The 24,870-nt window shown below is 33.3% G+C and carries 23 protein-coding genes, 2 tRNA genes and 1 other RNA gene; 16 read left to right on the forward strand and 10 right to left on the reverse strand.

The genetic code is table 11. The features are described 5' to 3' along the window. The first annotated feature begins 46 nt into the window (after positions 1-46). Both WCG23_09580 and ssrA read left to right on the forward strand, forming a co-directional pair. Positions 47-127 (forward strand) — tRNA-Leu (locus WCG23_09580). A 114-nt stretch (positions 128-241) separates the two neighbouring features. Further along, positions 242-644, forward strand: a transfer-messenger RNA (tmRNA) gene (gene ssrA / locus WCG23_09585). A gap of 321 nt (positions 645-965) precedes the next feature. Here the strand turns inward: ssrA and WCG23_09590 are convergent. The 3 genes from WCG23_09590 to WCG23_09600 form a co-directional block, all read right to left on the reverse strand. Beyond that, positions 966-1,577: a hypothetical protein gene (locus WCG23_09590; protein MEI8390120.1), complete on the reverse strand. Its 612-nt coding sequence runs from the start codon at positions 1,575-1,577 to the stop codon at positions 966-968. 142 nt (positions 1,578-1,719) lie between these two features. Further along, positions 1,720-3,774: a 6-hydroxymethylpterin diphosphokinase MptE-like protein gene (locus WCG23_09595; GenBank protein MEI8390121.1), complete on the reverse strand. Its 2,055-nt coding sequence runs from the start codon at positions 3,772-3,774 to the stop codon at positions 1,720-1,722. Between the two features lie 57 nt (positions 3,775-3,831). Further along, positions 3,832-3,905, reverse strand: a tRNA-Arg gene (locus WCG23_09600). A 189-nt stretch (positions 3,906-4,094) separates the two neighbouring features. On the opposite strand from WCG23_09600, the gene WCG23_09605 reads away from it, so the two are divergent. Continuing rightward, positions 4,095-5,360: a S41 family peptidase gene (locus WCG23_09605; protein MEI8390122.1), complete on the forward strand. Its 1,266-nt coding sequence runs from the start codon at positions 4,095-4,097 to the stop codon at positions 5,358-5,360. 107 nt (positions 5,361-5,467) lie between these two features. On the opposite strand, the gene surE is transcribed toward WCG23_09605, so the two are convergent. Beyond that, on the reverse strand, positions 5,468-6,256 hold the full coding sequence (gene surE, locus WCG23_09610) for a 5'/3'-nucleotidase SurE (GenBank protein MEI8390123.1): 789 nt from the start codon (positions 6,254-6,256) through the stop codon (positions 5,468-5,470). 234 nt (positions 6,257-6,490) lie between these two features. Continuing rightward, entirely contained in the window at positions 6,491-6,628 is a 138-nt protein-coding gene (locus WCG23_09615) for a hypothetical protein (protein MEI8390124.1), read from the reverse strand. Positions 6,629-6,866: 238 nt separating this feature from the next. Between WCG23_09615 and WCG23_09620 the strand changes: the two genes are divergently transcribed. From WCG23_09620 to WCG23_09650, 7 genes are all read left to right on the forward strand, one after another. Beyond that, positions 6,867-7,607: a flagellar motor protein gene (locus tag WCG23_09620; protein MEI8390125.1), complete on the forward strand. Its 741-nt coding sequence runs from the start codon at positions 6,867-6,869 to the stop codon at positions 7,605-7,607. A gap of 15 nt (positions 7,608-7,622) precedes the next feature. Beyond that, the gene (locus WCG23_09625; protein MEI8390126.1) at positions 7,623-8,471 is read left to right on the forward strand and encodes an OmpA family protein; all 849 of its coding nucleotides are present in this window, start codon (positions 7,623-7,625) and stop codon (positions 8,469-8,471) included. 5 nt (positions 8,472-8,476) lie between these two features. After that, a complete protein-coding gene (locus WCG23_09630; protein ID MEI8390127.1) occupies positions 8,477-9,157 on the forward strand; it encodes a flagellar basal body-associated FliL family protein in 681 nt (226 codons plus the stop codon). 60 nt (positions 9,158-9,217) lie between these two features. Continuing rightward, entirely contained in the window at positions 9,218-10,243 is a 1,026-nt protein-coding gene (gene fliM / locus WCG23_09635) for a flagellar motor switch protein FliM (GenBank protein ID MEI8390128.1), read from the forward strand. Between the two features lie 62 nt (positions 10,244-10,305). Continuing rightward, positions 10,306-11,496, forward strand: coding sequence for a flagellar motor switch phosphatase FliY (fliY, locus tag WCG23_09640; protein ID MEI8390129.1), 1,191 nt, complete (start codon positions 10,306-10,308; stop codon positions 11,494-11,496). Between the two features lie 12 nt (positions 11,497-11,508). Beyond that, positions 11,509-12,555: a chemotaxis response regulator protein-glutamate methylesterase gene (locus WCG23_09645; GenBank protein MEI8390130.1), complete on the forward strand. Its 1,047-nt coding sequence runs from the start codon at positions 11,509-11,511 to the stop codon at positions 12,553-12,555. A 20-nt stretch (positions 12,556-12,575) separates the two neighbouring features. After that, positions 12,576-13,433: a protein-glutamate O-methyltransferase CheR gene (locus tag WCG23_09650; GenBank protein MEI8390131.1), complete on the forward strand. Its 858-nt coding sequence runs from the start codon at positions 12,576-12,578 to the stop codon at positions 13,431-13,433. A 242-nt stretch (positions 13,434-13,675) separates the two neighbouring features. Here the strand turns inward: WCG23_09650 and WCG23_09655 are convergent, their stop codons facing one another. Both WCG23_09655 and WCG23_09660 read right to left on the reverse strand, forming a co-directional pair. After that, positions 13,676-14,686, reverse strand: a complete 1,011-nt coding sequence (locus WCG23_09655; protein ID MEI8390132.1) for a prepilin peptidase — start codon at positions 14,684-14,686, stop codon at positions 13,676-13,678. A 14-nt stretch (positions 14,687-14,700) separates the two neighbouring features. After that, positions 14,701-15,501 carry a sigma-70 family RNA polymerase sigma factor gene (locus tag WCG23_09660; GenBank protein ID MEI8390133.1) on the reverse strand — a complete coding sequence of 267 codons (801 nt, stop codon included), beginning with the start codon at positions 15,499-15,501 and terminating at the stop codon, positions 14,701-14,703. 149 nt (positions 15,502-15,650) lie between these two features. Between WCG23_09660 and WCG23_09665 the strand changes: the two genes are divergently transcribed. After that, on the forward strand, positions 15,651-15,974 hold the full coding sequence (locus WCG23_09665) for a zf-TFIIB domain-containing protein (GenBank protein MEI8390134.1): 324 nt from the start codon (positions 15,651-15,653) through the stop codon (positions 15,972-15,974). Between the two features lie 210 nt (positions 15,975-16,184). Here WCG23_09665 and bioD read toward each other — a convergent pair whose 3' ends face one another. After that, positions 16,185-16,859, reverse strand: coding sequence for a dethiobiotin synthase (gene bioD, locus WCG23_09670; GenBank protein MEI8390135.1), 675 nt, complete (start codon positions 16,857-16,859; stop codon positions 16,185-16,187). A 322-nt stretch (positions 16,860-17,181) separates the two neighbouring features. Here bioD and WCG23_09675 point away from each other — a divergent pair, with 322 nt between their 5' ends. Both WCG23_09675 and WCG23_09680 read left to right on the forward strand, forming a co-directional pair. Continuing rightward, on the forward strand, positions 17,182-18,663 hold the full coding sequence (locus WCG23_09675; GenBank protein MEI8390136.1) for a YncE family protein: 1,482 nt from the start codon (positions 17,182-17,184) through the stop codon (positions 18,661-18,663). A 44-nt stretch (positions 18,664-18,707) separates the two neighbouring features. Then, a complete protein-coding gene (locus WCG23_09680; GenBank protein MEI8390137.1) occupies positions 18,708-19,955 on the forward strand; it encodes a sugar ABC transporter substrate-binding protein in 1,248 nt (415 codons plus the stop codon). 394 nt (positions 19,956-20,349) lie between these two features. On the opposite strand, the gene WCG23_09685 is transcribed toward WCG23_09680, so the two are convergent. Then, entirely contained in the window at positions 20,350-21,552 is a 1,203-nt protein-coding gene (locus tag WCG23_09685; GenBank protein ID MEI8390138.1) for an FprA family A-type flavoprotein, read from the reverse strand. Between the two features lies 1 nt (position 21,553). Next, positions 21,554-21,715 carry a rubredoxin gene (locus WCG23_09690; protein MEI8390139.1) on the reverse strand — a complete coding sequence of 54 codons (162 nt, stop codon included), beginning with the start codon at positions 21,713-21,715 and terminating at the stop codon, positions 21,554-21,556. Positions 21,716-21,898: 183 nt separating this feature from the next. Here WCG23_09690 and WCG23_09695 point away from each other — a divergent pair, with 183 nt between their 5' ends. The 3 genes from WCG23_09695 to gshB all read left to right on the forward strand — a co-directional run bounded on the left by WCG23_09695 (position 21,899) and on the right by gshB (position 24,826). Next, the gene (locus WCG23_09695) at positions 21,899-22,414 is read left to right on the forward strand and encodes a demethoxyubiquinone hydroxylase family protein (GenBank protein MEI8390140.1); all 516 of its coding nucleotides are present in this window, start codon (positions 21,899-21,901) and stop codon (positions 22,412-22,414) included. Between the two features lie 99 nt (positions 22,415-22,513). Next, positions 22,514-23,644 (forward strand): DHH family phosphoesterase, encoded by a 1,131-nt coding sequence (locus WCG23_09700; protein MEI8390141.1) that lies wholly within the window; start codon positions 22,514-22,516, stop codon positions 23,642-23,644. A gap of 246 nt (positions 23,645-23,890) precedes the next feature. Beyond that, entirely contained in the window at positions 23,891-24,826 is a 936-nt protein-coding gene (gene gshB / locus WCG23_09705) for a glutathione synthase (protein MEI8390142.1), read from the forward strand. Positions 24,827-24,870 lie beyond the last annotated feature (44 nt).

Consider the following 24,870-nt stretch of genomic DNA (forward strand, 5'->3'; position numbering starts at 1 on the left):
GCACTAGAAATTTTAAAATGTATTTGTTATTATATAGAGACAAAGAGCCGATGTGGCGAAATGGTAGACGCAGTTGACTCAAAATCATCCGGGGCAACCCGTGTCGGTTCGAATCCGACCATCGGCATTCTTTTGTGAAGGAGAGTAAAAAGTCAAAAAGGGAAATGATGAGTTTTCTTTTGCAGACTTTAAACTCATTCTTTTGTACTTTGAAAAGTTAAACTTAAAAAACTTACAACATGGGGACGTTTTGGATTAGACAGGGCGCCTGATGTGAGTAAGCGGCGAGTCGGAGCGCTGTTCTCCGTTACCAACGAGCAAAAAACAATAAATGGCACAGATAATGTTGTCACCCTCGCATTCGGAAACGCTAGAGTAGCGCAAGCTGCATAGTCGTCTCTGATGAGGCACTGAATAATTTTCTCCGGTTGGGTTATTCGGTCACTAAAATTGGATGCGTTCAGGTATAAGGGTAAACTGAACAAAGGCAACCCTTAAAGCCTGTGCAGGCTTAAAATGCACTTGATTTTAGCCAAGGGTTTGACTACTGACCTGACTAAAATGACACTAAGCAGAAGTCTATACTCGTAGATGTTTGCTGATATCCGTTCTGGACGAGGGTTCGAATCTCTCCGTCTCCACCATGAAGGCCCAGGGCTTGATGCTCGGGGCCTTCATTATTGAAACACTCGCCCGTACTGCGGGCTTTCCGAGGTAGTTATAGGTTTTCATGCAAATTGCGAAGTCGGAAGCATTGCCATAAGTAAAAAGGTCTGTTTAATGCATAAAATATTATTGTTTGGGACTGGAAGCAGGTGTGCGGAAGCAAAAAAATCACTGAATACTGAAATAGTTTTAATAAAAAATTCTATAAACCATTAAATCTTTTAAAACACAAAGCATAAATCTTATTTGGATTACTATAGTAATCCAAATAAGATTTATGAAGCTTAAAAGTTTTTTAATTAATACCCTGCATATTCTTCAATTAATAGCCAAGTTTCACTAGACAATATACCACTAAGCGTATTCACTGACATAATTCTTAAATCTATATCAATATTTGTCGATGGAGTTATAAAACCTATAAATCCTGGTTGTATACCATAATTCGCTGTAGCAGTGGTTGGTTGGATATAACTAACAAGCAAAGGTGTAAATGGAGTACTATTTGTTCTGTCATACAATTCACAGCCTACATGACCGGCTGCATTTGAAAATACGGCGAGTATATTACCGGATATTTTATAAGTTTTTCCAGCTGCTAATGTTATTATACCGTTTGCTTGTCCTGAACCTGTAGAAAGACCTCCGAGAGAACCTTGTACTGTATTAAATTGAACATGATTATTTAATGCAAAATTACTTGTTTGATCTGCTGAAAGAGTATATAACCCATATTTGAAAGATGCACCTGCACCTACATAAGGAAGAGAATTCCAGGCTGTTGAACCATCCCCAAATTTTATCCTGTTTGTATCAGTTTCTAGACCCATTTCACCCTGTGCTAAGGTTGGATTGGAGGATGTCCATGTCGCTGCTGTTTCATTTCTTAATTGAATAACCGTATTACCCATTACTCGACTCCTTTTATATATTATGTAGCTCCATTCCTGAGTAATTTTAATAATAAATTGGCTTAGATTAATTGTCAATAATAATTAACAATTGCTTTACAAAAAAATTATAAATTATTTTATGATAATTGATTCTAAAATTTTATGATTTTTCAAGTTTATTTATCAGGTCGGTTATAAGCACTTCATTATATACAGATCCCCAATAATACAAAGATAAATACAGAAAGTTAAAATAATATGCTAATTCTATAAGGTTCTCATTATTATTTTCAAAATCTTTTATTTGACTATCTATATCCAGCAAATAGGTCAAATAAATCATTTTGAAATAAGGATTTAAACTTAGTATTTCTTTTACTTTAAAATAATTGTCTTTCATTATTTTTAAATGATTTGAAAAATTTTGCGGATTTTGAATTAATAAATTCTTTAATTTTTTTCTTAAAACTTCTGAAAAATCAACATTTAACTTTGGTTGTTTTTCAAAAATTGTTTTTTCTTCACTTGATAAGCCGGCAGGAGACTCTAAGGCTTTTAACCATATACCTATAAAATTATTTGTCTTGAAGTAACTAAAATAAGTTTTGAAGTCAAAATTCAAATAAGGAACAATCGCTTTTTTAAACACAAAATCAATAATATTTTTTGCATTATTATAATTTGTTATTATATTTTTTAATTCTTTTGATGCTTTTTTATTTCTTTTTGAAATATCTATACTCGTTAATTGATTTGCTTTCAAAACCTCTTCAACATTTATTGTTTCATTTGTATTTTTTTCAAGAGCTTCTTGCAAAGTTATATGCTCATAGCCTTTTAAATATGCCCCGCCTTCTGTCGCATTAATAAGTTTGATTTCAGATCCATATTGTTCCGCAATTTCTTCGAAGTAAAGAATAAATGTATAATAATCGGGTCTGGTAAGGAGATTTTTCCCGTTCAAACCTCTTACATACAGCAAATCCTTTTTTAAAAACTCTTTTTTATGATTAATTTCTTCTTCATCCATGTTTTTATTTGAATTAGCATATTCGATTGATTTTGACTCATTTATACTAAAATCGGCATAAGTTGAACTTTGAGAATAACATTTGTTGTCTGTATATGCCAGATCCTGCCCGACAAGAATTATTTTGTCGCAGCCCATCAGTTTAGCTGTATAAAGGCAATTTATTGCAACAGTTCCGGCTGTTTGATAATCTTCAATATCGAGAACTCCCATGATTTTAGCAAACCATGTACAAACAGGGGTATTTTTATTATGGTGATTAAAAAATCTTTTGGGTTTTAATTCAAAAATGCCTTCATAAGTGTTTGTTGAAGCTATTAAATTTATTTCACTAATTTCAGGTATATCTATAATTTCTTTTCTATTATCTATAACTGCCACAAAATCAGGAATTATGCCATTTTTAACAGCCGTTTTAAATGCGACTCCCACACAGAAAACGATTACTTTATCTCTATATGGTTTCAGATTTTCAATGTTTTTATCAAGAGAGGGTCCTGCTGACAAGATAACCGCTGTTTTGTTTTTAAATTTATCCTTTAATACATGCATATCCTGACTGTTTACAATATAAGGAATATTTTTAAACAGCAGATTTGTCCACATATAATTTTTTTTCCATAAATTATTATAATTTTGTTCATAAAGAAGATGATTATTATTTATTTTTTGTGTAATTTCCTGCAAATTTGCATTATCTTCATTCAAATAATAATTTGACGGTACGAAATTAAACTTATAACCCCTGAAGAACAAAAGTTTGTATGCCGCTTTCAGATCCTCGTGCGTATGGGTAACCACAATATTTTTACTTAACAATTCTTCTGAAAAATCTACAAATTCAAAAGCTATTCTTAAAACTTCAAGATTAGGTTCATGTAATATAATTTTGCCTTCATATCTTTTTGCAAATTCTTTAAAAGTATATCCCAAGCCCATTCCAAGCAGCACAGTAATGCTTTTTATCGATTTGGATTCCAATTTTGAGTAGACTTCCAGAGCCGTCCAAACAGGGTCAGTAAGATCATCAACAGCAATTTCATTTTTGTATAATATGCTGTCACCGGATTGAGCCTGATTAATTTCATAATTAGCTTCAAAATTATTACAATTACGGATTTTTTCTGCCAACTCAGGATTATATAAGGATATTAATTTTAAATTTTTTTCTAATAAATTTTGCATTCCAAAACCTCTATAAGCAAAGTTTATAATATATTAGCATTAAACTCTATAAATAAACGTCCACGGAGGGATTCGAACCCCCGACATTCACCTTAGGAGGGTGACGTTCTATCCGTCTGAACTACGTGGACATAAAGTTATATATTATTATAATTATACAAACTCCATTAAAAAACTCAAATTAATAAACTTGTTGTGTCTATAAAAAATTTTCAAAAGTTTGGCTTGACAATATTTAAATGTGCTAATATACATTAAGAAATTTATGGGTAAGAAGTAATTTTCATATTTTAAATAACAAGAGAGGTAAAAAGTTTTTAATGAGAATTAAAAGAATTTTATGCGTAATCGCATCATTTTTTGTCCTGACGCTTATGGGAACACCCACAAAAACTTATGCTTACAGTTCTCAGGAATTATATGACGAAGTGTGGAAATTAATTGACACTAAATATGTCGATGCAAGCCAGAACAATCAAGACTGGCACAGATGGAGACATAGATATGACAGTACTATCCAGAATGACAAAGATGCTTACATTGCAATAGAAACAATGTTAGCAAGCTTAAATGACCCTTATACGAGATTTCTTGACCCTGAACAATTTGCAGACGAAACTCAATCAATAAGCGGAACATTATTTGGAATCGGAGTACAAATAGGTGCAAAAGATGACAAACTTATGGTCATTGCACCTATAGAAAACACCCCTGCCGACAAAGCCGGACTTAAATCAAATGACCTTATTCTTGAAATAAACGGAAAAAGCACTAAAGGAATGTCTGTCAAAGACGCTGCTGACTTAATAAGAGGAGAAAAAGGAACTAATGTAACCCTTTTTATCAAAAGAGAAGGCGCTCCTGAAAAGCTTTACACCATAACAAGAGACAAAATTGACGTTAAATCTGTTTCTATTAATATTCCTAAAACTACAAACGTTCCTAAAAATATCGGCTATATTCGTTTAAATTCATTTTTAAGCCACACAGCAAGCGATGAAATAAAAGACGCTTTAAAAAAATTAAGCACTAAAGACGGGTATATTCTCGATATTCGTTCGAATCCCGGTGGTCTTTTGACAAATGCCATTGCTATTTCTGATATGTTTCTTTCTTCAGGCTTAATAGTCAGCACTGTTGACAGGGATGGCTATAAAGAAACTCAACAGTCAATTAATAAACCTATAACAACAAAACCTCTGGTTATTTTGATTGATGGAGGAAGCGCAAGTGCAAGCGAAATTCTTAGCGGTGCATTAAAAGATAACGGAAGAGCAACATTAATTGGAACTAAATCCTTTGGAAAAGGACTTGTTCAGGAAATCAACAAACTTCCCGGCGGATCCGGAGTAAATATAACAACCCAAAAATATCTCACTCCAAACGGAACAGATATAAATAAAAAAGGTATAACTCCTGATGTAGAAGTTAAAAACACAGAGGAAGATATCAAAAACAAAAAAGATAAACAGCTTGAAAAAGCTGATGAAGTTCTGACAAACTTAATAATGTCCAAAGATAAAAGCAAAAAAGTAAAAAAAGTAAGTGATTCAGAACTTCCGATCAAATTTATCATTCAAAAATAAAAAATATTAAATACAAAAAAAGAACTTCCGTATAGTTGAATGGATTGCCACGTCGGCACTTAGTGCCTCCTCGCAATGACATAAAATAATATTGGAAGTTCTTTTTTTTAAAGTTCGCATAACCCTTTGCAAAAAGCTTGTTCAAGTTCCGGCATAATACTTTTATGGGTCATTTCAAAAGTTACCGGAGTTATGGAAATTTTATTATTTCTTATAGCCATAATATCGGTTCCGTCTTCCTGTTCTGCCTTAAGGAATTCGCCTGCCATCCAATAATACGTTTTGCCTCTTGGATCAAGCCTTTTTTCGTAAGTATCCGTATACATACGAGTTCCAAGTCTGGTTATTTGGATTCCTGTGATTTCTTCCGCACTTACAGCGGGGATATTTATGTTTAGAATAGTTTTTTTAGGAAAATTGATTTGAACAATATTATTCAGAAATTTTGAAATAAATTCTGCTGAATAAATAAAATCGGAATCCAGAAAATGACCCTCTCCAAACAATGATACTGCAATACTCGGAAAACCAAGAACTGCTCCTTCCATTGCTGCGCTGACCGTTCCGGAATATAAAATATCAGAGCCAAGGTTTGGACCATAGTTTATACCGGAAATAATCAGATCGGGTTTTTGATTTTCTTCAAGAATACTGTTTATGCCTATTTTTACGCAATCACCCGGTGTTCCTGTTGTTTCCCATGCTTGTGCAACGCTGACTCCCATATCAACTTTATCGACCCTGAGCGGTCTGTGCAAAGTTAATGAATGTCCTGCAGCACTTCTTTCCCTATCAGGTGCAATAACATAAACTTCATGATTCTCGCAAAGTTTTGCGGCTAAAAATTTTAAACCTGCTGAATGAATTCCGTCATCATTAGAAATTAATATTTTCATTCTTTTCCTTTTATAAAAATAAATAACGCACACATATTTTTAACGGTTTAATATTTATCGGCAATATCAAAAAAAAGTTTAATTTTATTATGCCGAAAACAAGAGTATAAAACATGTAGGTTTTATTTTCTATAGTATAAACAGACTACACAAGAGTAAAACTCGATAAAAAAAGAGTTTGAAAAAATTTCAAACTCTTTAAATTTATTAAGATTAAGTTTATTACTTAATTTATTATATTTTTATATTTAAGTTTTTTCCGGCTTTAACAGGGGTAGGTGCTTCTTGAGGAGCTTGTGGCTTTGTAACTTGGTTATGTGCTACAGGAGCTTTTGTTGCAACAGGTTTTTGTCCAAAACTAACTACTTTCATCTGATTTTGCCTCCAATACCTTTGATTCCTAACTACTCACACTAGCTCTTTCACTAGATACGAGGAAATATATCATGTAGTATATTCTTTGTCAATCTTGAAAAATCATTGTAGTTTATAACACCTATTTTTCGCAAATCACTTTTATAATCCACTTTTTAGCGGATTTTAAAACCGCCTAAAAACATGTATTCTGGAACTAATCCGGTAAAATTATAGGGTGAGGGAATTAAATATCGTGGATCTATCTGCCTTTCTCGGGGTTTTAATGGGCGTTGCAGCCATAGTCGGAACTTTATTTTTTGAATCAAATTCTATTTCTGTAATAATACAGCCTTCAGCGGCTCTGATTGTTTTTGGAGGAACTTTTGGCGCAGCATTGGTGAATTTTTCTTTTTCAACAATCAAAGAAGCTTTTAAAGAATCCTCAAAGCCCCATTTTGATAACAAAGAAAACACCAAAATGGTTACAAGCCAGATTATAGAACTTGCCAATATCGCAAGACAAGAGGGAACTCTTATTATTGAAGGTTTAATTTCAACTATCGAAGATTCTTTTCTGCAAAAAAGCCTTCAATTATCACTTGATACAAATAATGGAGAAGCTTTAAAAGAAATCTTAAATTCAGAAATTGAGCTTGAAGAAGAAAAAGCACTTGTAAATCCTCATGTTTTCGAAGTTTTAGGAGGTTATGCCCCTACTTTCGGAATTATAGGAGCTGTTATCGGCTTAATACAGGTAATGAGCAATATTGCAAACCCTGCTCTTCTTGGATATGGCATATCAACAGCCTTTGTGGCAACACTTTACGGAGTAGGCGCAGCAAATTTAATTTTTCTTCCCATTGCCGGAAAACTTAAAATGCAGATAAGAGAAAAAATGATTCTTAAAAAACTTATCATTGAAGGAGTCTTATCGATTCATAAGTGCGAAAATCCTATAATTACAAAGGAAAAGCTTTTTGCTTATTTGAGATAAAAGGATATTAATCAAGTGAAATCAGGGCTTTTAAATAATAATCAAAATTATATAAACAGGTGGGTGGTTTCTTACGCTGACTTTGTAACAATGCTGCTTGCTCTTTTCATGGTTCTTTATGCACTTTCTCAACTCGACATAAGTCACATGAAAACTTTTTCAAACTCTTTAGGCAGAGCTTTTGAAAGAAATTCAAAAAAAACCGACACAAATTTAGATGAAAAATCAAGACTTTTAAAATCATTTAAAACAACTAAAATCAATATTTATACTGATCGAGAATCTTTACAAACTCAGGATAATTCTTCAAAAGAACTAAATAAGCAGCTTTCTTCATTTGGAAATAAAATAAATTCCGAATCTGCCAATTTTGAAGAGATTAGAAAAACTATAAAAAATAAATTTAATGATACAAAAAACATTAATATCATAAGAGAACCCAGAGGCTTATTAATTAGGTTAAATGATACAGTACTTTTTGATAAAGGTTCTGATATAATAAAAAATAATGCACTGAATATTCTTGACAAAATAGCTGTTGTCTTAAAGAACGAGCCAAATTCAATAAGGATAGAAGGTCATACCGACAATCTTCCTGTAAAAACTGACAAATTTCCTTCTAATTGGGAATTATCTACAGCAAGAGCTACAAATATTGTCAAATATCTTGTAGAAAGGCACTTATTCAATCCCGGCAAACTTTCAGTAGCCGGATATGGGGAATACATGCCCATTTCTGACAATAATACCGAAAAAGGTCGCGAGAACAACAGGAGAGTAGATATAGTTGTTTTAAGTTCATCAAGTAAAATTTTTGAACCGGCAAATATTAATAATGCACAAAATAAAAAATATTTGGAGTAAAAAACATGGTAAAACCTTCTCAACCTAAAGGAATAAAACCTAAAGCAGATCTTCCTGAAATATCAATAGAATCATCTGATTCCGGCTTGTCCGGAAAAAAACTTGTCATTATGAATGCCGCCATTACGGCTTTAATTTGTTTTATTTTTATAGGAAGCAATTATCTTATTGTCAACAGCGTAATCAGTTCTACAGTGGGAAAAATAGCCACAAGCCCGAGCAACGCCAGCGATAGTGGAGATGGAAGCGGTGATCAGGCTGATGAAGCAGCCCCTCCGGAAAGAGGAATAATTCTTGATTTGGGAGAATTTATCCTTAACTTAAGTGATCCAAACTCAAAAAGATATCTTAAAGTTAACGTTGCCCTCGAACTTTCAAGAGCTTCGACAGATCCTGCTATTGACGGAACAGGCGGAGGCGGCAGCAATGTCTCAGGACATGGCGGCGGCGGTGAAGAAGCTAAAAAGTCTAACCCTCTTGAAGCAATACAGGCTGAAATGGAACAATATAAGCCTTCAATAAGAGATGCAATAATTTCCGTATTATCTTCAAAAACAGCCGAAGAACTTTCAAGCCTTTCAGGAAAAGAACTCGCAAAAGAACAAATAAAAGCTGCTGTTGACCCTCTTTTCGGAGGAGAAAGAGAAGTTATGAGAGTCAGTTTCGGAACTTTTATTATCCAATAATTCACCTTTGAGATGTTTCGCTTCGCTCAACATGACAATAAGTAAACAAGAGGTACAGTAATGTCCGGTTCGGATGCTCTTTCACAAAATGATATAGATAAATTGCTATCTTCATTAACTGCGGGTCTTGAAAAAGACCAAAGCGAAACAAATTATGAATCGGCAATGATAGATACCTTTGACGAAGACAGAAAAGGTTATAAGCTATACAATTTTAGAAGACCCGATAAATTTTCAAAAGATCATCTTAAAGCCTTGCAGGATATTCATAAAGAATTTTCAAGGCAACTTTCCCTTATCTTGAGCACTTATCTTAGATTAAATACAGAAATAGACGTCGTATCTGTGGACCAGCTTACCTACGATGAATTTGTCCGTTCTCTTCCTAACCCTGTAACTATAGGGGTTTTTGAATTAAATCCACTGCCGGGTCAAATCTTGTTTGGGATAAGTCACGAGATTACTTCAAGTATTGTTGACAGAATGCTTGGAGGCGTGGGGCACAGTGAAACAAAGGCAAGAGATCTTACAGATATAGAAGAAGCTCTTGCTAAAAGAGTTTTTGACAAAATCATAAAAACGCTTGAAAAATCATGGAAAAATATTTTTCCGGTAAGAGGCGCTGTTGTCGGCATTGATAACAATTCCATCCTCTCTCAGCTCGCAAGTCCCGGCGAAGTTGTTGCTTTAATTACACTTGAAATACAACTTGCAAACAAATATTCCGGACTGTTAAGTTTATGTTTTCCTTATCCGGTACTGGAAACAGTTATTGAACAATTAAACACTCAACAAATTTATCAGACCAAAGGCAAGACCTCCTCCATGGAGGATAAACAAAAAATATTAAATAAATTAAGTAACACCAATGTTAAAATAAATGTTATGCTAGGTAGTACGGACATAACAATAGGAGACTTTATTGATTTAAAAATAGGAGATGTTATTCGTTTGGAAAATTCAATAAATGACAAACTCGTAATAAAGGTCAATAACATACCTAAATTCCTTGGACGGCCGGGAACTAAAAAAAATAAAATTGCAATAAATATTATAGATAAGATTAAACAAAATGATGAAGATTAATAGAGTGATAAGAAAAGCCTTAATAAATATAAATTGTATTAATAACAGGAGTTTGGGCAGCTATGAATGACAAAATGTCTCAAGAAGATATAGATAATATTTTAAAAGGGTCTTCAGGTGAAATTCCTCCTGAAAACAATCCGATATATAAATTTTTAACCGAAGAAGAAGCTGATACACTTGGTGAAATAAGTAATATTTTCATGGGTTCCGCTTCTACCATACTTTCCATGTTGCTTAGTAATAAAGTAGACATAACCACTCCCGTTGTTTGCGAATATACAAACGTCGAAGAATCTTTTGTAGTAAAAGAAGACCATATAGTAGTGTCAATTAAATATGTCGAAGGTCTTGAAGGTACTACTGTATTTGCGCTGAAAGTAAAAGATACTGCAATTATTGCGGACTTAATGATGGGCGGAGAAGGAAACCCTCAGGCTGCTGAAATAGGAGAACTTGAATTAAGCGCTGTAGGCGAAGCAATGAACCAGATGGTCGGCTCGGCTTCAACTTCCTTATCTTCTATGTTTAATTACCCGATAAATATTTCTCATCCCGAAGTCAAGCTTCAGGAAAAAGACAAAAAGCTTGATTTAGCAGACGAAATTCTCAGCAATCCGATAATTGCTGTTAAATTCAGACTAATTATAGGAACTCTGATTGACAGTGAAATTATTCAGGTAATGAGTGTTAAATCTGCCCAAAATCAGGTTGCACGCCTTATGAACATGATGACCGCTCTCTCAGAAGGTCTTTCTGCTCCTTCAAACACTGTAGTCCCTGAAGCAAAGGCTGCTCCTCAGCCTCAAACTGTTCCTCAAAGTAATTCTCAATATCAAACACCTCCCATTCACCAGCAGGCACCACCTGCCTCTTCCCCCTCAACAGCATACAACCATCCGCCTCAAATGCCGGAACCTCCACAACGTCAAGTAACTGTTCAGCCTGTCCAATTCGCATCCTTTGATAATTCATCGAATATATACGGCGAAGTAAATCAAAACCTCAATCTGGTTATGGATGTTAAGCTTGAATTAACGGTTGAACTTGGAAGATCAGTATTACCAATAAAAAATGTTCTGGAACTTACCAGAGGTTCAATTATAGAACTTGATAAAATTGCAGGTGAACCAGTCGAATTATATGCAAATGGAAAATTAATAGCAAAAGGCGAAGTTGTAGTCATTGAAGACAATTTTGGATTAAGGGTAACAAGTATAATAAGTCCCGAAAACAGAATAAAAGATTTATAAAAAAGTGAGATAATGGAAAAATCAAAAATAGGATTTAAAGTTTTAGTTGTTGATGATTCAGCTTTCATGAGAAAGGTGATTTCTGATGCATTAAACAATAATCCTGATATTCACGCTGTTGAAACGGCTTTTAACGGGCAGGCTGCGCTTAAAAAAATCAGAGAATTTGATCCCGATGTGGTTACTCTTGATATAGAAATGCCTATAATGGACGGGATTGAAACTCTTCAGGAAATACTCAAGATTAAAAATATTCCCGTTATTATGTGCAGCAGTCTTACAAAATCAGGTGCCGAAATAACTATCAAAGCTCTTGAGCTTGGAGCATTTGATTTTATTGAAAAACCCGGATCTGTATCAGGCGATAAAATAAGCAATCTTGAAAAAGATCTTTTAGCTAAAGTATTGGCAGCTATTTCCAGCAAAGGTCATGCCTTAAAAAGAATAGAGCCCCAAATAAAACCTCATTTGTTAAATCCTGTTTCTGCCGGAAAAAAAAGCAAACTTTTAATGATAGCCTCTTCAACAGGGGGACCGCAAGCACTAAAAGAAGTTGTTCCTTATCTTCCTGAAGATATTCCCGCAAAAATCCTTATAGTACAGCACATGCCGGAAAAATTTACGGAAATGTTTGCTCAAAGACTTGATAAAATGAGCAAAATAACCGTAAAAGAAGCAAAAGACGGAGATAAACTGATCAGAGGGCAAGCTCTTTTAGCACCGGGGAATTACCATATGACGGTTACAGAAAAAGGAACTGTTGCTTTAAATCAGGAGCCAACTGTATTAGGAGTGAGACCTTGCGCTGATTTAACTATCGCATCGGCTGCAAAAATTTATCAACAGGATATGATTTGTGTTGTGTTAACAGGAATGGGACATGACGGAACAATGGGTGCCGCTGTTGTTAAAAAATACGGAGGACACTGCATTGTGGAACATGAATCTACCTGTATAGTCTACGGAATGCCTAAAAGTATAGTTGTTGCAGGTCATGCAGACGAAATTGTTCCTCTTCACAAAATAGCAGAAGCAATCATTAAAATGGTTTACAGTTAAAAAAACCGGAGAAGCAAAAAATGTCTGAAGACACAACAAAAAACACAAAAAATTTAAGTGATATAGGAACTTTATTAAACCTTCCAAAATTAAATATGCCTTCAGAAGAAGAATTTAATACTTTTAAAAAAAATATTGCCTCTTATATCGGTTTAAACCTTTTTAACTATAAAAATGCGCAGATGGAGAGAAGAATTGTTTCTTTGATGAACAGAAACAACATTTTCAAGCTTGCAGAGTACTACAAACTTTTAATTTCCGACAATAAAAAGCTTGAAGAATTCACCAACATGCTGACCATAAATGTTACGGAATTTTTTAGAAATAATGATAAATTTAATGAACTGGAAACCAAAATTATTCCTGAACTCTTAACAAAATATGGTTCAATAAAAATATGGTCTGCCGGATGTTCCTGCGGTGCCGAGATTTACAGTATTGCCATGATCCTTGACAGGCTAAACGCACTGGACAAATGCACGCTTGTTGCTTCTGATTTTGATTTGAATATTTTAAGTAGGGCAAAAAATGGTCATTATTCAAAATTTGAACTCGGCACAATAAAGCCTGAATACAAAAAATACTTTAATCCTCTTGATTCCAACGGAGATAAGTTTCAGGTTGACAGCAAACTTACTTCAAAAGTGAATTTTGAAAGACGTGACCTACTAAACGGTACTTTTGACAAGAATTTTCATCTTATTCTTTGCAGAAACGTAGTTATATATTTTACTGAAGAAGCCAAAGAGAAACTATACACCGATTTTTATAACAGCTTAACACCGGGCGGAGTCTTGTTTATAGGTTCAACGGAAAGAATACATAATTTCAAAGAAATAGGCTATAACCTGACTTCTTCATTCTTTTATCAAAAATAATTTCTTATACCAATTCGGGTTTTTTATAGTATTTTCTTTTGAGAATCAAGTCTATAAGACTAATTAACTCGAATTGATAATTAAATATATGCGTGATTGCGAAGGGTACCCGCTTTTTTGATTAATTATCAAAAAAGGAGGGGGCAGCCAAAGCACTCGACGTGGCAATCCGTTTTAATTTTTATAGATTGCTTTGCCATTGTCGCAATGACGATTTTGGCGCTTTATACTGAAATTCAAGTTTAATACGGGAAATAGTTTAAAAAATACCCGCTGAAAAACATTACAAGAAATCCTGCAATAACAAGAGCAGGTCCAAACGGCAAAAAAGTATAGCTCTGTCTTTCTCTGGTGCGTTTTAATATTACAAAGATTGAAATACCGGCTACCACAAAAGATAAAAGAATTATTGACAGCGCAATACCTGATTCTCCTGCATAAGTGTAATATTTCCCCAAAAAAGTAAGACCCACAGAAAAAAGTAATGCCGTCATTGCCCATAGCGACTGAAAATCTTTGGACTTGTACATATTATGAATAATAACAGGCACACCAATTATCATTTGCGCAAGAAAGCTTAAGGCAATTATAATGACCGTGAGTTTCCAGCCAAACCATGCACCCAAACCCGCTGTAAGGATACTATCGCCTGCCCCGAACGCATATTCTCCGGCAAGCAAAAGTCCTACTCTTGAAAATATTTCAAAAAAAGCCGCTCCTAAAACTGCTCCTATCAGCGCAGAAATGAAAACATCATTAAAAGTTATCCCTATAACCTTTAACGTTCCGACAGAATTGTTTCCAACATCAAAAAAATTATAAATAAGACCGATAGGAATTAACGGAATTGAGTTAATATCGAAAATATATTTTTCTTTAATGTCTGTAATGGTTATTACTATTAAATTACACACCAGAATAAGCAAAAATAGTGTTTTTAGCGTAAAGCCAAAAAAGCTCACTGTTGCAACAAAAAACGCACCTGTTAAGAGTTCTACTATGGGATATTGCAGACTTATTTTTTCCCCGCATTTTCTACATTTTCCTCGAAGCAAAATATAGCTTAAAACAGGAATATTATCGTACCATGCGATTAAATTTTCGCATTTCGGGCATTTTGAACGACCTTTTACAAAATCTTTTTCGGCAATAAGCCTCAATGCAACTACATTAAGAAAACTTCCTATTACAAGACCTATAAATCCGGCTATAAAACCGAAATATATTTTTTGATCCAAAGTTAAAAATTCCATAATTAAATTCTTTCTTATTGTGCAGGGTTATTTTGTGAGCTGATTATTTTAAAAAGCTCAAAAGTTGCTTTCTTGATTCTTCTGCTAACCTGCATTTGTGAAATCCCAATTCTTTGCGCAATTTCATTTTGATTTAAATCTTCGAAAAAACTGAGCCTGATTACTTCTTCCAAATTACGGGGAAGCAAATTCACTGCATCAAAAAGCATCATTCGCTTTTCCTGAAGTTTTTGAGAAAGCTGGTATTTGTCATCTACAAGCCTATCAACGAGGGATTGGTCTGTTTCGGAATTATTAAATACAAGTTGATCTAAAGAAATTAATTGTTTTCGCCTGTCTGCTTCATAAACTTCGTTAATTCTATTGACAGGCATCTGAAGTTCATTTGCTATTTCCAGCTCTGTTGGAATTCTTCCCATTCTTGTTTTTAATATTTCGCTAATATTATGCATTCTTATACTTAGCTCTTGCAATTCTCTTGGAGCCCTGATCATGGCTAATTTATCCCGCAGGTAATGTCTGATTTCTCCGGTAATAAGATAAGTTGCATAAGTCTTAAAACTTGCCCCGAAAGTATTATTAAACTGATTAACAGCTTTTATCAAACCCAAACTTCCAACCTGAATTATATCTTCAATCGGGTCGGTATTTCTTCTGGCAAGCCCATAAGCAATCTTTTTTACCAAAGGTAAGTAATATAAAACAATTAAATTATTTAATTGTTTTTTTACCTTAGGATCATTTGTTGTTGTAAATTCTTTCAGCCAGATTTCTATGTCTTCCGTTTCCGGTGTTGTAAAATCTTCTAAATTCAACTTTAAGCAATCTTCACTTATCTATACGAATACCAAATGATTATAACATAGGATTAAAGTCGGATTTAATACCCCGTGAAAAAATCTATAATATTTAGATGAATTTATTTATTTATGCTCAAAAACGAAGACAACAGGGGTAAGAAAAAATGAGTTTTAAACCATCATCGGAAGAACAAAAATGGGCAAAGATTATAGATCTTGATGCCAAAAAACGCTTAAAAGACGAATTTGGTGAAAAAAATAAAGTTTTTATTCCTGAAATAGTGCCTGCAGAATGTCCTAACGACAGAATTTTACTGGAAACCATTGAACTGGATAATACAGGAATAATTATAAGCAAATGCTCTTTTTGCGGAGGAATTTGGATTGATAGAATAAACATAGAAAGGCTTTTTCATTCGTCAAAAAAATCCGAAATACTGCTTGCTTATCTGGCTAAAATATTAAATATCGAAATCTCGGAAATTTAATAAAAAAACTCTTCTTAATGTTTCTTAATATTTAGCGTGTTATTTATCAATTTTTTTTATTAGGAGTTTTATATAAGTAGAGTAAATAAAACTCCTTTCAACTCATCCAAACCTGATTAAAGAATCAGGTATTTTTTTGCGAATTGAGGGCAGAGACTGAAAGAGGAGCTTTGCTTCTCTGGAATGCTTTTTGAGGCGAGCAATCTAAAATTATTTTAAAATAAAATCCAAATTTATATATTTTGAAAATACTTCTTTTAAAACAGCGGGATTATTATGCAAAGATTCTATTTTTGGCAAAATACCGAGAATTTTTTCTCCTGAAATCTCTTTTATCATGTCAGGTGCATTTTTTATGGAGAAATTTTCCGCCCCAAAAGGATAATTCGAAATAACTATGCCTGCTATTTTGATGTTTTGGTTTTTTGCGGCTTCTATTGTGAGCAAAGTATGATTTATTGTCCCTAAATCAGGTCTTGCAACTATCAACAAAGGTAAATCAAGACTTTTTGCCAGATTACGCATTAAATATTTGCCTTTTACAGGTACTAACAGACCGCCTGCTCCTTCTACCAGAACAAAATCACATTTTTTTTTCAGTTCTTTATAATCTTGAATTATTTTATCAATATCAATATCAACCCCATCCAAAATAGCTGCAAGCGCAGGCGCAACAGGTTCTTTAAAATTATATGAAGCATGTGTTAAAATTTCGGAATCAACTGACTTAACAAAATCAATGTCTGGAGAAATACAATGCGCTCCTGTTTGAATCGGCTTAAAAACTCCGACCGAGTAGCCACGACTCTTTATGGCAGCAGCTAATCCGGCTGTTACAATGGTTTTTCCGACATCGGTATCTGTTCCGGTAATAAATATATTCATAATTATAAAAATTGTCTCATTTAGATAATTTAAAATGGTCGCTAAAATTAATAACTTATATGACTCGAATTGCTAAATCGCCAAAATCGTCATTGCGAGCATAGCGAAGCAATCTATAATAAACAAAATGGATTGCCGCGTCGAGTGCTTTGGCTGCCCCCTCCTTTTTTGATAATTAATCAAAAAAGCGGGTACCCTTCGCAATGATGCGTAAATTTAACCAGCAATTCAAGTATATGCTTTACCAAAAATCTATTAGCTTAAGAAGATTGATTATAATACAATATTTCTATGTACACAAAAAACGTGGTGAATAAAAATCATGAAAAACTTTAAAATAATTTTAACAATATTATCTTTAATTTGCTGTTTGAGTCTTTATACAACCCCTGCAAAAGCAACCGTGCTTCCTCAGCCCATTGTAGAATATCTGAAATCAAAATATCCTGACGTGGAAATAAGATTCGACGGGCTTATTGAATTGCCGGATCATACAATTTACCTGCCTGTAAGTCCTCTTACTTACGGAAAAGTTGAAAATCCTGCGGCAATAGTCAAAACAATTCCGGCAAATACTGACTTTACAAAGAAACCTGACATGATTCTTTTTGCAAATAATCTTGCATTACTAAAAACAGTAAGAATTAATAATGAACTAACAGTTAACTACAGTCCTGAGATTCCTTTGAGCGTGAAACTGGGATTACTTCCACAAGATTTAATCGTCCCGAGAGGGCTTATTCTCCCCACAGAACTCAAAGTAATTATGGGGAACCTGCAAATAGCAGTAAAACAAAAAAAAGATGAAGATGATCTTGTTTTTTTCGGAGAACCTGCTCAAAAAAAAGAAAGAACTGTTAACTTTATTAGAGGAAAAGTCAAAGAAGAAGAACAAAAAAGTCTTCCCGAGCTTGATTGCATCAAGAACAAAGTTTTATATGCCGCAGATTTTAAGGAAAGCCGAATAAATATTATTGATTCTCAAACAGGGAGAATCAATAAAAACATGAAACTCCCTTCTGTCCCATCCAATATGGTTTTGACACCTGATGACAGATATCTTCTTGTGCCATCTATGTCTTTAAATAAAATATTTGTTATAGATACCTTTTCTAATATCCTTTTAAAGGATATTGAGGTAGGAAAACTCCCTACTTCAATACTAATGCCCGTAAATTCACAAAAAGCTTATGTCGCAAACAAGCTTTCGTCAAGCATTTCAGAAATTGATTTGAATAATATGATTTTAACAAAAGAAATCAATGTTTCAGGTATCCCTGATAACCTTACTGCATCTGAAGATAATAATAATATTTTTTACGATGATTTTAATTCCGGCAATATTTATACATTGAATTTGGATTCCGGTATTTCTAAAAAAATTACACAGATTAATAATATTTCAAAAATCGCCCGAGTTGGCAATAATCTTTTAATTTTAAGCCGTACCGGCAATGAACTGGTTATTTTTGACCTTGCAAAAAATGCAGAGATTACACGTGTTAAGGTTGGCGCAAAACCTGTCGATCTTCAAATATCAGACAAAAAAAATGAAATATACGTCTTATCCGCAGGTTCTGACGAATTAAACATTATAGATATGCGGGACTTCACCTTGAAAAACACTATAGCTCTTAATACTGGCGGCTTCCCGTCAAAAATCACTATTCCTGAAAACGGAAATAAAGCCTTGATTACAAATCAGGATTCTTATCAAATAGTTATTTATGATATGAACAAAGAAAAAATTCTTGGAAACATTCCAATAAACAAGAATATAAGCTTTTTACAAGTCTCAAAATAATTAAAACCATGAAAAATAATTTTATAATTCTAATATGTATGTTTATGGCTGTAATTTTTTCCGGCTGTACCCCAAAGACAACTAAAACTGCCATAAAATTTTCAAGCTGGGGATCAGAATCAGAAATTGCAATAATCAAACCGCTTTTAAAAGAATTTGAAGATAAAAATCCTGATATAAAAGTGGAGTTTATTCATATTCCCAAAAATTACTTTCAAAAACTGCATTTACTGGTTGCTTCCAACTTAACGCCTGATGTTGTATTTATAAACAACCTTAATGGTCCGCTTTATGCTGAGAATAATATTTTTCTGGACTTATCGGATTATTTAAAAAAAGATGATAATTTGAAAGAAAAAGATTTTTTTCCTCAGTCTTTAAACGCTTTCAGGTATAAAAACAAGCTTTATGCAATTCCTCGAGATATTTCGAATCTTGTTGTTTATTACAATAAAGACCTTTTCGACAAATATAATGTTCTTTATCCAACTAAAAACTGGTCTTTTGAAGATTTTCTCCAAACATGCCGAAAACTGACAACGAATATGAACAACGGCGAAGATTCTCTAAACAACAAAAAAACCGAACAATTCGCCGTTAGTTTTGAGGAAGCACCTCTTTTTTGGCTTCCTTTCCTGTGGAGTAACGGCGGCGGGATTATCAGCAGAGACTTGAATTCAATCATTATAAACAAACCCCGATCAATCGAAGCGTTGCAGTTTTACGCTGATTTAAGAAACAAATACCATGTTGCCCCCACAAAAAGCGAAGCAGGAAGCGCCACGATGGCACAGCTTTTTATTCAGGGAAAAATCGCAATGCACATAAGCGGTAGATGGAGTACTCCGAAATACAGAAAAGATATTAATTTTAACTGGGATATAGCAAGGTTTCCACAAAGCAAAGCCGGTTCAATAGTAGACTGTGATACTTCAGGCTGGGCAATAAGTTCTTCTTCTAAGTATCCGGAGCAGTCATGGCGACTTATAAAGTTTTTGGCAGCCACAAAATCCATTAAAAGCTTCACTAAAAACGGTCTTATCGTCCCCGCACGTGTTGATACCGCAAATTCAGAAACTTTTCTTGATAAAAAAATGCCTCCAAAAACTTCAAAAGTTTTTGTAGACATTATTCATGATTCCATTCCAACACCTGTTACAGAGAACTACCAAGAAATAACGGATACTTTAAGTCTTGCGTTAGAACCGCTATGGAACGGGCAAAAAACAGCAAAAGAAGCGATTGGCAAAGATTTAATTAAACAATTAAATCGGGAACTTAATAAGCAATAAAAATCCCCGCTTATACACGGGGAAGAAGAGATCATGAGGCAGATTTTGTTCTGATTTTTTAACTTCAGATTTTTATAAAAAACTCAACATAAAGCTTTACTTTTTATGTTAATAAAACTAAATGAATTCCTTTCTAACGGAAAAATATAAAAGTCCACTTATCCCTAAAATTCAGTTTCGTATTTTTTGAATTTAATGAAAAAACATAAATAAAACATGGCCTGCAAATATAATACTAATTAATAAAAATATGACTACTAGTCTTAAGAGCAACAAACCATTACTCTCATGGACTATCAATAACTCAAGACAGTTTAAACACAAGAAAATAGTCTCTTAAAAAAAGTTATAACTTTTATTAAAAAAGTATTTACAAATTTTAATATTTGAAATTTTATAGTTCTGCCTTCATAGCAAGTTGATGACTGTTGTATATTTCTTCAGCAAGTATATCGAGCCTCTTATAAGTTTCTTCACGAGGAAGACCCTTTACAAATACAGGCTGAATTACTTCTGCCTGTAAATTAGGCATAAGTGCTTTAAGCTGTTCTCCCATTTTTTCGCCGAGAGGCACCGCCCAGCCATAAGAACCTACCGCAGATAAGAATTTAACATTAGGTCTCAATGCATTTACTATATAAGCCGCATAAGCCGCATTGGGATGAGGACATGACAAAACCATAGAAGCTCCGACAACTAAAGTTGTGGCATCTACAAGCGCCATCGCAAACTCTCCAAGATCAGTTTCGGAAAGATTAAACGGAGCAACCTTTATCCCCTTTGAAATAAGTGCATCCGTTAGATATCTTACAGATTTTTCTGTATTTTCATACATTGAAATATAAGGAATTACGACTTTGTTTTTTATCTCATCAGAAACCCAATCTTTATGGGCATCTATAATAAATTTAGGGTTCGGATAAAGAGGTCCATGGCTCGGAGCAATAATATCAATATCTAAAGTGCTTATTTTATTAAGATGTTTTTTGACATGATTTCTAAAAGGCATCATTATTTCTGCAAAATATCTTTTCGCCGGTCCATAAACTTCGTTTTCGGATTTCACGAACAAATCGCTTGTCGCCAGGTGTGAACCTGTAAAATCGCATGTAAAAAGGATTTTGTCTTCTATAAGATGGGTAAACATGGTATCAGGCCAGTGTACCCACGGTGCAATTATAAAAGAAAGCGTTTTGTTTCCCAGAGAAAGTGTTTCCGAATCGGTTATAACAGAAATTTTATCTTCATTTATCGGCAATGAAGACATTAAAATTTCTTTACATTTTGAATTTGTTATAATTTTTGCCTCAGGATAAATTTCCAACAAATAAGGAATTGTACCTGAATGATCCATTTCTCCGTGGTTCGCAATAATATAATCAAGAGTTTTAATGTTTAAATTTTTCAGATTATTTATGAGTTCTTGAGATTTTGCCGGATATACCGTATCTATAAGAGCAGTTTTTTCGCTTCCTTTTATCAAAAACGAATTATAGCTTGTTCCTTGAGGAAGAGGTATTAGTTTATCAAAAAGTCTTCTGTCCCAGTCTATTGCTCCGACTGCTATAACATCAGATTTTACGTATCTGACAGTCATTTTAGATCTCCTTTTCGAAAGACTCTTTGCCTACTCCACAAAGAGGGCAGACCCAATCTTCCGGTAAATCTTCGAAAGAAGTCCCGGCTTCTATTCCGCTGTCAGAATCGCCTATTGCAGGGTCGTAAACATAACCGCAAACTACACAAACATATTTATCCATTTATAATTCTCCTTTGTTTTTAATTTTAATTTTCTAAAATAATAAAATTTACTCAATTTATAGTAACAGAAAAAACATGTTTAAGATTCCTGCTTAACAAATTATTAAGAATCAATTAAAAAAATAATATTTTTTTTAATATAAGTTACAATAATTTTGTTGTGGTAAATGGAGTTTAAATTTATGAGCAATTATGATGTTTCTGTAATTCGACCTGCTGTAAAAGAAGAAGACATTAAATTTCGGGGAGAAGGCTTTTCAAAAGACCGTCTTAAAAAAATCAAAAATGCACTTTTAACTTTTCACAATCTGGAAACAATGGCGACAAACGTTTACAGGCATCAGCTTACAAAAGAAAAATCCGAATTAAACAGGCTTTTGCTGGCTGCGATGCTAAATGAAAGTACACATATTCAGGATTTTGAAGTTAAATTATACGAATATGGTTTTAAGCCAAGTATTTTGAGATATGCGTATAAAATATTAGGATTTGTTTTCGGTTTTTCTTCCCGACTGCTTGGAACAAAAGCAATGTTGGCTCTGGGAGTATGGGTAGAAACAAAAGCTGTTGCTCATTATTCTGAGCTTCTTGAGCATATTGAGTGGGATGAAGAAACCCGTCATATGATAGAAAAAGATCAAGCAGACGAAGATCTTCATATTTCGAGATGGTCGGCTATGCTTAAAGAAGTTTCATAAAATTACGATTTGGTAATAATTAAATTCAAATTAGGCAATTTTTTAGGTTCAGGTGTTTTATCTAAGTAGTTTGATAAATTATTTAGAAGAAAGGTTTTTATGAATTTAAGTATTGCCGGTAATTATTCAACACTTCATCTTCATTCCATTAATAACAATTATAAAAAAAATAATTTAAAATCTCTTGGCTTTAGTGGTCAGGAATTATTAACTGCCGAAGTTAAGGGAAAACTTACATATATAGAGAGTGAAATTAAACAGGCAAAAAAAATTGTTATTCTTACTCATGAAGGGTCTGATGGAGACGCAGTCGGTTCCAGTGCTGCCTTGAAAAATTTAATTGCCGCAAAATACCCTGATAAAAAAGTTGACGTTATTATAATAAACAATCTTCCCAAAGCCTCTAAAAGTTTAAAAGACGTAGAATCGTTTGAATTTATCAATCAAAATTCTGATATTGAATCAATAAAAACAAGAGATTATGATCTTGCCATATCAGTGGACTGTTCGACAAAAAAAAGAATGGGAAAAGGCTCAGAAATATTTGATTTTGCGAAAAGAAAAATCAAAATTGACCACCACCTAAACGGAACAGATTTTGCTGATGTTAATCTTGTTTGCTCTAATGCTTCAGCTGCTTCTCAAATAATATTTTTGCTGGCAAATCAAATGGGAGTTAACCTTACTACAAATTTAGCTGCTGATATTCTTTTAGGGATTATTACAGATACAGGCAACTTACAATATAATGTAATAAAACCGTCTGATGTATATCAGGACTGTTCTATACTGACAAAAAAAGTTGACCCCAGAACAATGCAGATAAGATCAACAGCATACATGCCGCAAAATGCTTTACCTTATTATTCTGATGCGATTAAAGATATTCGATTTAATGGAGGAATAGTTTATTTTGTAAGTGATGATGAAAAGAACAAAGAAAAAGCAGATAAATACAAACTTTCCTTGTCTGATGTTAAAAAAACGCAAGATAGAATTTTTGAGTTAATGAAAAAGCTAAAAGGCGTACAAATAGCAGTTAAATTTACAAATAAAAAGGATACTACACTTGTCCAACTTTGCGGCAAAGGAATTAATGTAAACGAAATAGCTGAAAAGTACGGAGCAGGAGGTGGATGCCATGAAGAGATAGCATCATTTATTATCAACAAAAAACCCGAAGAATTTATTCAAGAAATTTCTAAAACCGTAGAAAATCAAAAAAAATAATCTTTACTATAAAATTTAAGAGTATAAATACAGAAATAATTTGCGTATTAAAGTGTGAAAAATTTTTTCTGCAATTAAAATTATTTTAGATGCATAATAGAAAAATAAAATTTTCATAAGAAAAGCCGGTAAAAAGTTTAAATGGTAAAATAAATATCAATGCCGATATTGCACGTATTGCCAAGCTTTTTGACAAAAAAAGATGTGTACAATCTCTTGTAGAAAGATAATTAGGATTTTTGAAAAATGAAAACAGTTTTTGTATTAGATAAAGTGGAATTTAAATATTTCGAGATTAATGAGCTTGTAACTTCTTTTTGGCTCATTAAAGAGTGCCTTGAAAGAGGATCTGAAGTTTATATCACAACTATGGATAAACTTTATCTTGATGGAAACAAACCGCAGGCTTATTTATACAAAACCTCGCTGATAAATAAAAATGAAAAACAGGAGATGATTTACGATAAAAAAAATATTACCGCCTGTTTAAATAATTTTGATTTGATTTTATTCAGACCTGACCCTCCTATAACAATGGAGTACATTTTTGCAACTTATATTCTGGATTTTGTTGACAAATCAACTACAAAGGTTGTAAACAACCCACAGGGCATAAGATCAGCAAATGAAAAGCTTTATATAAACAACTTTCCAGATTTAATACCAGTGGGGATTACGACATCCAATATAAAATTAATCAAGGATTTTGTGAATGAACATGAAGAAGCTGTACTCAAACCGCTTAACAAATGCTTTGGAAAAGGCGTTTATTTCCTAAGAAAAGGCGATAAAAACCTTAATACAATAATTGATGCTGCCGTAAACAGTGGAGATACCCCTGTAATAGTTCAGGAATACCTAAAAAACGCCAATAATCAGGATAAAAGGATTATTATAATAGGCGGAGAAGTTTATGATGAATGCATAACAAAACTTTCAGGCAAAGAAGATTTTAAATTCAATACTCACAATGACGATTTCTTTAAGAAAACAGATTTAAGCCCTAAAGAAAGAGAAATAGGCAATAAAATCTCGTCAAAACTTAAGGAAGACGGTTTGTTTTTTGTGGGACTCGATGTTATGGATGAAAAACTTATAGAAATAAACGTTACGAGCCCTTGTTTCTTTATAAAAGAAATAAACGCCATGTTTAATGTTAATCTGGAAAAAAGGGGATATTAATTAATTCTTTTGATTCTGATAAAAATTAAATTTATACTTTTTGT

It is taken from the genome of bacterium (assembly GCA_037147175.1).
GTDB lineage: Bacteria > Cyanobacteriota > Vampirovibrionia > Gastranaerophilales > UBA9971 > UBA9971.